Source organism: Bacillus cereus group sp. MYBK30-2, assembly GCF_051915945.1.
In the GTDB taxonomy this organism is placed as follows: domain Bacteria; phylum Bacillota; class Bacilli; order Bacillales; family Bacillaceae_G; genus Bacillus_A; species Bacillus_A paramycoides.
Map to the genome: position 1 here is coordinate 190705 of NZ_JBQAFR010000002.1, position 14284 is coordinate 204988.

Here is a 14284-nt window from a genome sequence, read left to right on the forward strand (position 1 = left end):
AACTAGGAATTGTCTTCAAATTCAAGTTACATTATCCCTATTAAATCCATTTTTCTTTGCCTAATCAAATTACTTCAGACCACCTATGTTTCTACAAGATAATAGCTTGATCTTTCATTTTCAGAGATTTATTTGCTAGTTATGATTACATGCTATTTGCACTAACATCACCAACTGAGTCACCATTATAAATTGGGAAAAACAGAGTAACAGTAGTTCCTTTCCCAACTTGACTTTTTATACTTATTTTTCCACCATGACTTTCAATAATTCGGTAACTCATCATGAGCCCAACACCCGTCCCCTTTTCTTTTGTACTATAAAAAGGTTCACCTAGTCTTTTAATTCTTTCTGAAGGAATACCTACTCCTTTATCTAAAATACAAATCTTAACCTCGGTACTATTATGTTTTTTCACGCTAATGATGATTTCTTGACCATTTTGTATAGCCTCAATAGAATTTTGTAAAATACTATAGAAAACTTGTTTTAATTGAATTTCGCAACACTCAACCAATAAGTTTTCAACATCCATATTTAATGCAATACGAATATTCTTCATAATTGCTTGTGTACTTATTAAGTCGACTACATTATCTAATATAGTACAAAGGTTTTTGGGTTCAAATACTGCAGCATTCGGTTTTGCAATAGATAAAAATTCTTGAATAACTTTTTCTATACTACTGATTTCAGAAAGTATTAGGCTTAAATATTCTTTATCCTTCCCTACTTCCTGTTGCAATAATTGCATGAACCCTTTAATTACTGTTAATGGGTTACGAACTTTATGAGCGATCCCAGCTGCCAATTGCCCTACTGCATTAAGGGTATCTGATTTCTTTAATAATTCCGTCGTTATTGTACGCTCTGTAATATCACGTACAATAATCATAATTTCATCCTCAAAAAGCGGTAAAAGTCTTGCTTCAAAATAATAAATTTCATCATCTAGTTGTAGAGAATAATCTATTAATACAGGAGCGGCTGAAGTTTTTATTTGATTAATAGCCTTCTCAAATTGCTTTATGATAGGAACTGGTAATATCTCTTGGAATTTCTTCCCTATAAATTCTTCAATTGGAACATAAAATTTGGATATAGAATTAACTTTACAATCCTTAATGGTCCCATCAAGTTCTGACAAAAAATACAAATCAGGAATTGCTTTAAAAATTAATTCTAGTTCAGTCGAGGTTTGTTTAAGTTTTTCTTCCATCCTCTTACGCTTAGTTATATCAATTCCAATTGCTCCAATACTCCATCCTAAATTTGGAATACTATGTAAAATGTTTGACCACATAATAGTTTTTATCTCTCCACTTTTACATGTTATATTCACCTCCCAATCTCTAAATTCGTGACCATTATGCAACAACTCATTACATAACTGATTTCTATAAGATTTATGAGGGTGTAGCAATTCCATCATTTTTGGATTGTTAATTACTTCATCTGCATTATATCCAGTTACTAATTCACATTCCCGATTCCACATAATGATATTTCCTTTTTCATCAATAGCATTAATCATAATCGGCATATTTTGTAATACACTGCCTAAACAATTTTCTTCATGATTTGTTATCGTCTTTATTTGTGAATCTTTTTCATGAAATTTTTTAAGGTGTAATTGTTGTGTTGCCATCTCTTCAATTAGATTTGCAATGCATTTAAAATGTGTTATATAAGAATCCGCAATAACTTCTTTATTAATACTTGTTCCTATAACAAAGGTTGCTATATGCTCCTCCTCAATAATGATGGGAATATGCATTTCTTGAGACAATTGGATTTTCTGATTATGAAAAAAATGGTCACCTTTGGAAAATATAACATTTTGATTATTATCAAGGAGACAGAATGGAACTTTAGTTAAATTATAAAATTGCTCTGTTATATTCTTAAACTCATTTATATTTATAAGATCTTTAAGTGTGTATTTCACTATTTAACCCATCTCCTTTATATTTACTATATCTTTAAGACTCCCCATATAAATTTTCCAACTAGAAGCAATAAACAATTACCTATTACAATGATGATATTGTTCTGAAATACCATAGGATCAACCGCGTACTTGTATAGAGTAATAAAACAAGAGTTTAAAATATAAAAAGACCGCAAAGCTTTCTTAAAAAACGCTCCGTGGCCTTATACTTTCTTGTTTCACCTAAATAAAAATCAATTGTATTTCTTTCTGAATCAACGGCACGCTATAGATAAACTTATTATCCTCTTACTTTTATATAAACTATTTAATTCTAAATCGTACTGATAAACCTAGTTTATAATCATCGTACAAACAAAAAACAATCTATATTTCCCTATTATCTTTACTAAGTCGCTTACCGTTTACAACATAATACTTAGCTGATAGTATCAACATTTACAAACTAAGCAATTACTGATAACGTTGTAATCTAAAACGTTATACCGTTTCATCATCCCTATCAAATCTCAAAATCTTATGTTGCATCATACCTGCCATCTTAAAATGAGCATAAATATCTGGTTAATAATGTTCTCATTAAAAAGCCAGCGGTTTACTCATACTTTTTCCCTTCATTATTAGATTCATAACATGAGTATGTCCAAGTTTAATAACACATTTTTAATGATTCACAATTTTTATTCACCGAATTTTTTCGTCCCCTCCTAAAGACATTTTTTTCATGCTCTCCTCCGTAATATAAGACTATTTAGACAACAAAAATAGTTTTTGTAACTTTTGTAACTGATTTTGTAATTAAAGAAACCAAACATAAGACAAACGAAAAGTATACATAAACCAAACATAAACCAAATACAAACCAAATATAAACCAAATATCAGTTTTTTGGGATAAAACCTTATTTCAAACCTCCTCCATCTACAAATCTGTTTAAAAATATAAATGTAGTATTTTATTTACAATCTACTCGCCCTATTTTTATACAGCAAACATTTAATTACACTCCCACATGACGACTATATTCACAATTTATTGGAGATGATAAAAAAACAGTTGCTAAAGAAATCTCTTGTTTAATAAATAAATTTTATAAAACTGTAGTACTAAAAATCATTAACACGAATGATAACTTTTATAAAAAAGAGAGTCTCATTTTTCAATGAGACTCTCTTTACTTTATATATATTTAAATAGAATTTTCAGCTCTATCATTCCAAATAAATACTCGAGTGAAAACTACCATAATTACTACAATAACTAAAAAATATAGGGGCATGACTATTAAGGAACCTGTATGAAGCTGGCTCATTCCCCAAATCGTCATCGTCACTATTATGTAATAGCCTAGGCTAAACAATGCACCTGCTGTACCAATGACATCTTGAAAATCTACTAACGCTAAGCTTAGACAGTTAGGTAACGCCATCCCAATTCCTAGTAGCAATATAAACATCGCTACTAAAAATCCAATCATATATAGTATGTTTGGATTTGATCCACCAGAAGTAATAACAGATAAAATGACTGCTCCTCCTGTCATTACAATACAACCTATATATATGATTTTCCCCGGTTTATAAATAGGTAGTAACCGTTTTGAAACTTTCGCCCCAATAATAGAGGCAGACGCAACTACAATTCCTAGAAATCCGTACATACTAGGTGATAACTGAAAGTATTCAATAAAGATAAACGGCGCTTCTGCATAATAGCTAAATAAAACACCATTTGCTCCTCCAATTAATAACCCATATGTTACTACTTTCGGATTTGTAATCAACCGTTTTAGTACAGAAAAAACATTGATTTTATCCGTTACTGCGTCCGTTTTTGTTTCCGGAAGAGAAACAAAGGTATAAAGCAAAATCCCGACACTCATAACAACTAAACTCAAAAATACTATTTTAAATCCAAACATTTGATCAAGAAAGCCCCCGATTAGCGGGCCTATCGCTGGTGTAAAGGCAATAACTGCTGAAATTTGAGCAAACATAACATGACGTTTATGTCCATCTACACTTTCACGAAGAATCGTTTGTGTAACAACTGAGCCAGCACTTGCTCCAAACGCTTGAATAAAACGACCTACCAATAAAAATTCAATAGAATTTGCAATATAGCATAAGAAACTTCCTACACCATATACTACAATTCCAAATAACATTGCTGGACGACGACCAATTATATCTGATAACCATCCAATAAAAAATACACCTAAAGCAAATCCAGCAAAATAAACACTAAGCGTTAACTGTACCTCATTATTACTTACGTGCAACGCCTTTGAAATGTCAGGTAAAGACGGTGTGTAAATCGTTTCACTAATTTGCGGAAATGCCACAAGAATTATCATTAACAAAAGCGATGGTACTGAGACTTTTTTCATTTTTAATACCCTCCTATAACTTTGAAAATCTCAGAAATAAAAAGACTTTCTTAGCTACGGAACAGGAGGGGCCATTATAGAAATTCGATCATAAAACAACAAAGAAAACACCTCAATTACGCATGTTAATACTTATAGGAGGGTAATATTAACATTGATTTTAAAATATAGTCTTTCCATTATATGATAGGTTGTGTTCGTTTTCTAGTGTTCATGATCTGACTCTTTGTTAGTAGACGAATATCCTTTTTATTCTCTCAGAAAATTAATGCGTTTCAAAAAAGGGAACAACTCGATACAATTACCTTATTATGAAATAATTCTTACATTCGTACCTTAACGATTATGAATTGACCAATCAAAAACATAATGCAGTGACCATTGTCAATTAGACAGGTTTTAAAAATCTCAACTAAGCAACTGAACTCCCCCTCCAATTGTTAAACACAGTCTAACAATTGAAGGGGGAGTTTTTTATGGCTAAATTTTCACTGACTGTTCTTCTTGATAGATAATTTCACCATCAATAATTGTTGTTTCTACTTTTATATCTTTAATTTGATTTGGATTGACACTTAAAATGCTGTCACTTAATATAACTAAATCCGCCAACTTTCCGACCTCTATGCTTCCTTTTATCTCTTCTTCAAAACTAGCATAAGCGCCATTCCATGTGTATAGTTTAATAGCTTCCATTACGCTTATAGATTGATTAGCACCAACCTCTATTCCAGACTTGGTTTTTCTATTGACAGCAACATGAATTCCTAATAAAGGATTATAGTCAGTAACTGGTGCATCCGAACTACCTGCTGCAATGATGCCACGATCAATAAAATCACGAGCAGCGTACATGTGATTAACACGATCACCATAATGCCGGACATATATCTCTCCAAATTCATATGGAAATGGAGGGTTTGGAATTGGAACCATCTCTAGTTTTTTCATTCTCTCTTGTAAATCCGGTGAAGAGATTCCCGCGTGCTCGATTCGATGACGATGATTTTTTCTTGGTGATTCCTCTAGCGCCCTTTCTACACAATTTAAATACATTTCAATAGCTTTATCACCTTGTGCATGTACAGTGATTTGATAACCTTTTTTATGCGCTTCACCTAAAACCTTATAGATTTCTTCCTCACTATAATAAAGAATACCGTAATTGTTAGGGTCACTTGAATATGACTTACGGGTTGCAATTGTAGGGCCAGTACTACTCCCATCTGTAAATAATTTAGCCGGTCCAACTTTGAATCTCTCATCTCCGGTACCAGTTATCACACCAGCTTCGATCATTTTATTAACAAATTCATGAGAGTTATTTATTTGACATATCATTGCATATATTCGGACACGAATATCCCTACTCTTCACAGCTCGTTGTAGTAAACGGTAACTCTCAGGTCCATCTCCACCTGCGTCATGTATACTTGTTATGCCAGCTGCAACGAAATGATCTGATGCGATTTTCACAGCCTTCATCATTTCACTTTCTGTATAACTTGCAACCTCGCTCATTCTCATATTTGCTGCTTCAATTAACTTTCCTGTAAGCCTTCCTGCCTGATTTTTTTCAATAACTCCCCCACTCGGATCCGGTGTGTTCTCGTTAATTTGCGCAATTTCTAATGCTTTGCTGTTCACCACGCTTATGTGGTGGCAAGTACGAGTTATAATAATAGGGTGTTCAACTGAAATTTCATCCAGCTCAGTAATTGTTGGATAACGCTTTTCCTTCACAGCTGTTTCATTAAAGCCCCAAGCACGTATCCATTCACCTTTTGGCGTCTCTGATGCCTTCTTTTTCAGATCATCTAACAAAGCCTCGATAGAATCAATATGTTCAGCTTTACAACTGACAGCCAACTGATTTAGTCCATAAGAAATGAGATGAAGATGGGAATCAATGAATCCAGGAAGAAGCGTTTTTCCTTGCAGGTCAATTACATCCGTTTTTTCTCCTATAAAACTCTTAACCTCCTGATTCGAACCAACAACTGCGATGCGATTATCTTTTATTGCTACAGCTTCGACTACTGCATTCTTTTGGTCGACTGTAATAACTTCTCCATTTATCAAGACAACATCAGCTTTCATAAACTCAACCCTTTCGGAATTACCCTTTTCGAGTAATTCATTCAGTATTTAAAATTACATCTCTCAATAGGACCTTCCGCTTTTTAATAAATTAAAGTTGAGCTAAACACTCTTTTATGGTTTTAACGATAAAAGTAAAATCTTCCTCTGTAATGCTTAATGGAGGTGCAAGTTGTAAAATATTATTGTAACCTGCAACAGTGTCACCATTTTTACCAATAATTAAGCCTTTTTCTTTACAAGCATTGATGACCTTGTTCACCTTTTCAATGGCAGCTGGTTCTTTCGTTTGTTTATCTTCCACTAGTTCAATCCCTAAAAGAAGTCCTTTTCCGCGAACATCTCCTACGTTTGGATGCTCTTTTACATCCTCTAATTCATATAACAGTCGTTCACCCAATTCTTTGGAACGGTCAATGAGTTTCTCATTCTCCATAATTTCTAAATTCTTCAAAGCTAAGGCGCAAGCAGCAGGATTTCCTCCGAAAGTATTTACATGGCGGAAGCGATCATAATCTTCACTGCCTATGTATGCCTCATAAACCTCTCGTCTAACTGCTGTTGCTGACAAAGGAAGATACGCACTTGTAATGCCTTTTGCCATTGTAATGATATCTGGTTTGACGCCATAATTCATAAATCCAAACGGCTTCCCTGTCCGGCCAAATCCACATATAACTTCATCACAAATGAGTAACGCACCGTGCTTCTCGCAAATTTCTTTTACTTTTGCCATATATCCATCAGGAGGCATTAAAATTCCGCCCCCGGTAATAATGGGCTCCATAATCACGCCGGCTACTGTTTGGCTTAACTCCCATGTCATGACACGATCGATTTCATCCGCACTTGCCAGTGTATGAACATCCTCTGGGTTGCGATACGTATCAGGTGGTGCTACATGTAGAAATCCTTGCCCTAATGGTTCATATTTAAACTTTCGCTGTGCTTGACCTGTTGCTGCAAGAGCCCCCATTGAGTTGCCGTGGTAAGCGCGATAGCGTGAAATAAACTTATAGCGTCCATGATCACCTTTTTGTTGATGATATTGACGAGCAATTTTAAACGCTGTTTCGTTCGCTTCTGATCCACTGTTAGAAAAGAAAATGACGTATTCATCATCAAGCCATTCATTCAATTTCTCTGCTAATTTAATGGCAGGAACATGACTCTGTGTCAGAGGGAAATATGGCATTTCTTCAAGCTGTTCAAAAGCTGCTCTTGCAAGCTCTTTTCGGCCATATCCAACATTCACGCACCATAGACCGGACATACCGTCTAAATAACGGTTTCCATCAATATCCGTCACCCATGCACCTTCTGCTTTCGTGATAATTAAATTCGTTGGACTAGGGGCTGCTCCTCTCATTGCATGCCAAAGGTACTTTTCATCTGCTTGTTTCAAACTTTGTGTTTGTTCTGTCGCTTGCACAATCACCAACTCCATTCTATCCTTTTATAATTTCACATCACTCTTTCAATAACGAGCCGTAAGCATTTTCTTGCGAGTATAGAATTCTACGCCATCTTTTCCATTTGCATGGAGATCACCATAGAATGATTTTTTATAACCTGAGAATGGGAAGAATGCCATTGGAGCTGGAACTCCAAGATTGATTCCTAGCATACCTGCATCAATTTCTTCACGGAATTCACGAATGGCTTTAGCGCTATCGGTATACAAGCATGCACCATTTGCGAATGGTGATGCATTAGCAACATGAATCGCTTCCATTAAGTTTTTTACGCGTACAATAGAAAGAACCGGTGCGAAAATTTCATCTTTCCAGATTTTCATTTCCTGTGTCACATTGTCAAAAATCGTTGGGCCAACAAAATAACCTTGATCGTTTGTTGCATCGTCTTCACGTCCGTCACGAATAAGTGTCGCTCCCTGCTCTACACCAGATTGAATGTATCCGAGTGTTCGCTCTTTATGTCCTTCACGAATAACGGGGCCAAGGAAAACATCTTCTTCCAATCCATTACCCATCGTAATAGCATTAGCCTCTTGAAGCAGTCTATTAACGAGCTCATCTGCAACATCTTCTTCCACTACAACAACAGCCGCCGCCATGCATCGTTCACCGGCTGAACCGAAAGCAGCATTTGTAATTTCTTTCGCTGCAGAACTAAGGTCCGCATCTTTTAATACGATCGAATGATTTTTTGCCCCTGCAAGAGCTTGTACACGTTTGCCATTAGCTGCTGCTGTTTTATAAATATACTCAGCGACTGGTTGAGAACCAACGAAAGATACAGCCTTCACATCCTCATTGTCAAGAATGCCATTAACGACGTCATGTGCACCATGCACAACATTTAGTACTCCATCTGGAAGACCTGCTTCTTTAAATAGTTCGGCTATACGATTAGCCAATAACGGTGTTCTTTCAGATGGTTTTAATACAAACGTATTTCCACATGCAATCGCAAGTGGAAACATCCAACATGGAACCATCATCGGAAAATTAAATGGCGTTATTCCTGCGATTACTCCGATCGGATAACGATACATCCCTGATTCAACACCTGTAGCAATATCGGGAAGTTGCTCTCCCATCATTAAAGTGGGTGCACCTGCGGCAAATTCAACACATTCAATCCCTCGCTGTACTTCACCGTAAGCTTCTTTATAACTTTTTCCGTTTTCCAAGGTAACGAGTTTAGCTAACTCTTCCCAGTTTTCAATCAATAGCTGTTGATAGCGAAATAGAATTCGAGCACGTCGAGGTACAGCAACCTTTCTCCATGTTTGGAATGCTTCTTTCGCAGTTGCTACGGCTCTATTTAAATCTTCTTTAGTCGACAGCGGCACACGGGCAATGATTTCTCCTGTAGCTGGATTTGGTACATCTTCAACCTGTTTACTTGTGGATTCTATCCATTGTCCGCCAATATAATTTTTCAACGTTTGTACATTTTTCGTTACTACCATGGTGAAACCTCCTATTTTCAGATAACCGCCCTACGTATAAAGAAAGCGCATTCATAAGGCGGTATGTAAACTTATCTTCATAAATCCCACTACATTTCTTCAACATCTCTATTCTGAATTTTCAATCTTTTCAACGCGCAGGAGTAGTTATCTACTTAGCATTTGCCCACTTCCCATTTCACATTGATCTCATGGTTCATCTTATAATTCTTTTTCAAAAATACTGGGCAATCCCATTCACAAACAAGATCCTTAGCCAAGGAAACAACCCAATCTTTTGTAATATGATATTTTTTTCCATCAACAGTAATAAACACTTCACCGTCTGTCACATAGAAAACTTCCTGTTCTTCTACATGCCACGTTCCTTTATTCGGTTCGCCTACCCATGGTTCCCATGTGTAGGCACCTAGTTGCTCAGCTTCTTCTGCTGTAAGTTTTTTCGCAAAAAACATGATAATTCCCTCTCTTTCTTATTGGTAATTTTGAAGAAATTAATTCTATAAATCTACCATCTTAACATTTGTATCTTTTAAACATTTGAACTCTTTTCTCATAAAGTATATGGCAATGAGAACGCCTGGAATTTCTGCAGCAGGACCTGCGTACCATACACCTTCCACACCCCAGAATTTCGGGAAAATAAATAGAAATGGGAACAAGAACAACAGCATTTTGCTAACATTAATAAACGTTGCGATCCAATTTCTCTCTTGTGATTCGAAATAACCGGAGATAAGCAAACTGACTGCATTAAGCATAAACAAAGAATTAAATACAACTGTCGTCCAAATGCCCAGTTTCTGCAATTCAGGATTACCACCGGAGAAAAATGACACAACTGGATCTGCAAAAATGATTAGTAGAGCTGTCACAATCACAAAGAAGGAAACTGTAAAAATGAGCCCCATCTTAATTGCTTGCTTAACACGATCAAGGTTGCCCGCACCGTAATTATAACTAATAATCGGTTGAAGTCCTGTCATCCCACCGAGCGCTGCTAAGGCGAGCAAATTTGTAATATAACCGTTTTGAATCGTGAAAGCTGCAACGTGCAGCCCACCACCGTAGCTTTGTAGTAAGTTGTTGAAGATAATAATGGCAAAAAACATCATAAACTGACTCGAGAAAGATGCAAAGCCCGTCCAAGCTACTTCACCAATCGTCTTTAGATTAATCATCATATCTTTCATTTTTGGCTTAAGTTTCGTTTTACCAAACCAGAAATAAAAGATTAGAAGAACTGGAATCGATTGCGAAATCGTATTAGCCCATGAAGAACCCATCATCCCCATGTCATACTTCACTACCATAATCCATTCTGTAATCCCAGCAACAACTGCTGCGACTAACCAACTGTTCATTGATAATCCAGGTTTTTCATCGATATTAGTTAAAATACTTAATACAACGGCCAATATCGTTAATGGCAATGAAATCCATAGTAGTCGACTATATTGCACCGCATACGGGAGCGCTTCATCACTTGCCCCGAATAAAATCATAATTTCATTTTCAAAGACCAATCCCAGTACAGCTATTAAAGTGGAAAGAAAAAGAGTAAACCATAAGGTTTGACCCATAATACCTCTAGCTTCTTCGATATTCCCTTTTCCAAGTCGAAGTGAAATGACCGCTCCGGCCCCCACACCCAAAAGAACACCAATCATACGGGTAATAACCATGACCGTAAATCCAATTCCGATCCCTTCGATTTCTAGCTCCTGAAAGCCACTGACGAAATAGCCATCGATAACCGATACAACTCCTAGAATTACGTTAGCCATAATTCCTGCCAAAGCAAACCGTAAATATAGTAACGGAATACTTTTGGTTCCAAGCACTGAATCATCCACCGGCGTATTCATTACTTCTGGTTGCTCTATTTTCGATGACGGACGGTTGTCCACTATTTTCATGAGCATATCCCCTTATAAATAATTTATATAGCAAGTTAAGCTCAATTAATTCGCATACCAACCTACAGGCTTGGCATGCTGGTGGATATTGATTTGCTTCGTTTCCATAAAATGCTCCAGCCCAACAGTACCTAACGCCCTGCCGATTCCACTTTGCTTATACCCGCCCCAAGGACCTTCCACATAAGCAAGATGATAACTATTAATCCAAGTAATTCCCGCACGTAATTTACTAATAACACGTTTCGCTCGGTCCATATCTTCAGTAAATACAGCACCGGCTAATCCATAAATGGAATCATTCGCTTTTTGGATCGCATCTTCCTCATCTTTAAATTTCTGTACAACAAGGACTGGGCCAAAAATCTCTTCCTTAACAATACACATATTCGCATTTACATCAGCAAATATTGTTGGTGCGATGAAAAATCCTCGATCAAGCCCATTTTCTGTTAAGCGCTGACCACCGCAAACTAATTTTGCACCTTCTTCGATTCCTCTCTGGATATAATGTAACACTTCATTCATATGAGATTCGTTTGTGAGAGCTCCCATTTCAATGTTCTCATTTTCTCCGTTGCCAACTACAATTTTGTTCGCACGCTCGGCCAATCTTTCAACAAACTTATCGTAAATAGTCTCTTGTACAAGCAAACGAGATGCCGCTGAACAAACTTGCCCAGCATTGTGGAAAATACCAAACATCGCATTATCAACTGCGGTTTCAAAATCCACATCGTCGAACACAATAAGTGGAGATTTACCACCTAGTTCAAGTGTGATTTTTTTCATATTGCCAGCAGCTGCGCGCATAATACTTTGGCCTGTTGTTGTTCCACCGGTAAAGGCAACTTTATCAACATCATGGCTCTCTGCAAGCTCATTCCCAACCTTTGAGCCAGGTCCCAATACTAAGTTTGCCACTCCGTCAGGAAGCCCAACTTCTTCGATAATTTCAAACAATTTGTATACGCTTACAGGAGTGACATCAGCAGGTTTAATTACAATTGTATTCCCTGCGGCAAGTGCCGGAGCAATTTGCCAAACGGCCAGCATAAGTGGGAAGTTCCAAGGTACAATAAGTCCACAAACACCAATCGGTTCATGAATAATAATTGTTTCCGAAGAATCAGCACGAGTGTAAGATTCCTTCTTCATACCTTTAATCAAGTCTGCATAATAGCGGAAGCATTCAATCGATACCGGGATATCTACATAGGTTGTTGCACGAATAACTTTACCGTTATTTGCAGTTTCCAAACGTGCAATTTCAGCTGTCTTCTCTTCAAGACGGTCTGCAATTTTATATAAATAGTCAGCTCTTTCATCCGCCGATAAATTCGACCATATTCCGCTGTCAAATGCTTTACGAGCTGCCTTAATTGCTATCTTCGCATCGTCTGCTGATCCATGAGCAGACGTTGCGATAACCTCTCCGGTTGCAGGGTTAATAATGTTTCGTCTATCACCGGATAACGCTTCTACCCATTTCCCGTCAATGAACATGTTAATTTCCATAAACACCTCTCCTTTATGCAATAATATCTACTAGTTTGAAACCAATATGTGCTATATTGACCAGCATCGTTTTCTGATTATAGAACGGGAATGATTTGAGGCGTTCCTTTTCAAATCGATATCCACCTGCACTCCCCGTTGTGATCCATTGTGCCAATAACTTACCAAACAATGTTGAGAGAGACGCGCCGTGGCCCGTATAACCCGTTGCGAAATATGCGCCTTCTTTGGATCTGCCGATAACCGGGAACGTATCAATTGTCACGCCGATAAATCCACCCCACCTGTAATCAATCTTGCTTCCTGCTAGTTTTGGCATTATTTTAACCATGGCATCGTAAACACTTTGATACACGCCATCGCCTAAGTTTGGACGAATGTCACCACCGCCAAATACGATCCGATTATCTGGTGTACGTCTGAAATAGTAAAGGAAACTGCTTGTATCAAAAACCATGCGATCTTTAGGAATGACGGTATTCACCAGTGATTCTGGAAGCTGTTCAGTAGCAATAATACGTGCCGAAATTGGCAGTACGCCTTTATTCAATTCAGTCATGATTTTTCCGGAGTAACCATCTGTAGCAACAATAATGTCTTTCGCAGTAACAGTACCTTTTTTTGTTACAACTTTCACACTGTTTCGACCGTACTCAATAGATAATGCTTTTGAATGCTCAAAGATTTTTGCACCGATCGATTTAGCTGCTTCTCCCAAACCAATTGCATAATTCAGTGGTTGGAACGAGTAACTCGAGTCGTCGACTAGGCAACCATAATATTGCGGGGAATCGATTTCTTGATGCAACTGACTTCGATTAAGCACGCTTGATTCGTATCCAAAATTTTTGTTTAAATATTCGCTTTCATGTTTCAATCCTTCAAAATGCTTCGCTTTGTAAGCCGCCACAATGTGACCTGTCTTTCTAAAGTTACAGTTGATTTGATGCTCGTCGATGATGTTTTTAACCAGTTCAACACTTAGCAGAGAAAGATCGTTAAGTTGTCTCGCCTCGTCGTCACCATACTTCTTGGCAAGCTCCTGCATCGTTGGTTTATAGCCTGGTAATACCATTCCGCCGTTACGACCGCTCGCGCCATATCCGATTGTTTCCTGCTCCAGGACAATGACACTCTTCCCTAATTTTTGCAAATGATATGCAGAAGAAAGACCTGTGAAACCTGCACCAATAATGACAACATCCGCCTCTTCATTTCCTTCAAGAAGTTTTCCTTTGTCATAGCTGTTTGCAGTCGCTGTCCACAATGAGAGAGTATCCATTCGATCCATCTTATCCATAGCTAATCCTTCTCCTTTCGTGACATGTATGTTACAATACAGACAAAAAATATTCAAAATATTCACACTTATTGAATTAATAATATGACTTGGAGCTTCCTCCAAGTCAATAGCCATTTGAGGGGTTTTTGAATTCATTTTGCGAAAAAAGTGGAGTAACTCCACTTTT

9 protein-coding genes and 1 pseudogene are annotated in these 14284 nt (G+C 37.1%); all 10 read right to left on the reverse strand.

Annotated elements, in window-relative coordinates; translation table 11 throughout:
- Positions 1–145 precede the first annotated feature (145 nt).
- The 10 genes and pseudogenes from ACTFQM_RS12555 to ACTFQM_RS12600 all read right to left on the reverse strand — a co-directional run bounded on the left by ACTFQM_RS12555 (position 146) and on the right by ACTFQM_RS12600 (position 14115).
- Positions 146–1948, reverse strand: a complete 1803-nt coding sequence (locus tag ACTFQM_RS12555; RefSeq protein ID WP_440034584.1) for an ATP-binding protein — start codon at positions 1946–1948, stop codon at positions 146–148.
- A gap of 166 nt (positions 1949–2114) precedes the next feature.
- Positions 2115–2216 (reverse strand): annotated as a pseudogene (locus tag ACTFQM_RS12560) (DDE-type integrase/transposase/recombinase); the annotation flags it as partial.
- Between the two features lie 924 nt (positions 2217–3140).
- Positions 3141–4340: a multidrug effflux MFS transporter gene (locus tag ACTFQM_RS12565; protein WP_440034586.1), complete on the reverse strand. Its 1200-nt coding sequence runs from the start codon at positions 4338–4340 to the stop codon at positions 3141–3143.
- A gap of 480 nt (positions 4341–4820) precedes the next feature.
- Complete coding sequence (locus tag ACTFQM_RS12570) at positions 4821–6440, reverse strand: amidohydrolase (RefSeq protein ID WP_440034588.1); 1620 nt, start codon at positions 6438–6440, stop codon at positions 4821–4823.
- Between the two features lie 91 nt (positions 6441–6531).
- The gene (locus ACTFQM_RS12575; protein WP_440034589.1) at positions 6532–7887 is read right to left on the reverse strand and encodes an aspartate aminotransferase family protein; all 1356 of its coding nucleotides are present in this window, start codon (positions 7885–7887) and stop codon (positions 6532–6534) included.
- A gap of 30 nt (positions 7888–7917) precedes the next feature.
- Positions 7918–9378, reverse strand: coding sequence for a CoA-acylating methylmalonate-semialdehyde dehydrogenase (locus ACTFQM_RS12580; protein ID WP_440034591.1), 1461 nt, complete (start codon positions 9376–9378; stop codon positions 7918–7920).
- A 155-nt stretch (positions 9379–9533) separates the two neighbouring features.
- Positions 9534–9833: a cupin domain-containing protein gene (locus ACTFQM_RS12585; RefSeq protein WP_265622689.1), complete on the reverse strand. Its 300-nt coding sequence runs from the start codon at positions 9831–9833 to the stop codon at positions 9534–9536.
- A gap of 45 nt (positions 9834–9878) precedes the next feature.
- Positions 9879–11297, reverse strand: a complete 1419-nt coding sequence (locus tag ACTFQM_RS12590) for an MATE family efflux transporter (protein ID WP_440034593.1) — start codon at positions 11295–11297, stop codon at positions 9879–9881.
- Positions 11298–11342: 45 nt separating this feature from the next.
- Positions 11343–12815 carry an aldehyde dehydrogenase family protein gene (locus tag ACTFQM_RS12595; protein WP_440034595.1) on the reverse strand — a complete coding sequence of 491 codons (1473 nt, stop codon included), beginning with the start codon at positions 12813–12815 and terminating at the stop codon, positions 11343–11345.
- Positions 12816–12828: 13 nt separating this feature from the next.
- Entirely contained in the window at positions 12829–14115 is a 1287-nt protein-coding gene (locus tag ACTFQM_RS12600) for an NAD(P)/FAD-dependent oxidoreductase (RefSeq protein WP_440034597.1), read from the reverse strand.
- Positions 14116–14284: the final 169 nt, after the last annotated feature.

Bases quoted from the DNA above. Each gene is read 5' to 3' on its own strand.
- ACTFQM_RS12565 (WP_440034586.1), bottom strand. From the start codon at position 4,340: ATGAAAAAAGTCTCAGTACCATCGCTTTTGTTAATGATAATTCTTGTG.
- ACTFQM_RS12570 (WP_440034588.1), bottom strand. From the start codon at position 6,440: ATGAAAGCTGATGTTGTCTTGATAAATGGAGAAGTTATTACAGTCGAC.
- ACTFQM_RS12600 (WP_440034597.1), bottom strand. From the start codon at position 14,115: ATGGATAAGATGGATCGAATGGATACTCTCTCATTGTGGACAGCGACT.
- ACTFQM_RS12590 (WP_440034593.1), bottom strand. From the start codon at position 11,297: ATGAAAATAGTGGACAACCGTCCGTCATCGAAAATAGAGCAACCAGAA.
- ACTFQM_RS12595 (WP_440034595.1), bottom strand. From the start codon at position 12,815: ATGGAAATTAACATGTTCATTGACGGGAAATGGGTAGAAGCGTTATCC.
- ACTFQM_RS12575 (WP_440034589.1), bottom strand. From the start codon at position 7,887: ATGGAGTTGGTGATTGTGCAAGCGACAGAACAAACACAAAGTTTGAAA.
- ACTFQM_RS12585 (WP_265622689.1), bottom strand. From the start codon at position 9,833: ATGTTTTTTGCGAAAAAACTTACAGCAGAAGAAGCTGAGCAACTAGGT.
- ACTFQM_RS12580 (WP_440034591.1), bottom strand. From the start codon at position 9,378: ATGGTAGTAACGAAAAATGTACAAACGTTGAAAAATTATATTGGCGGA.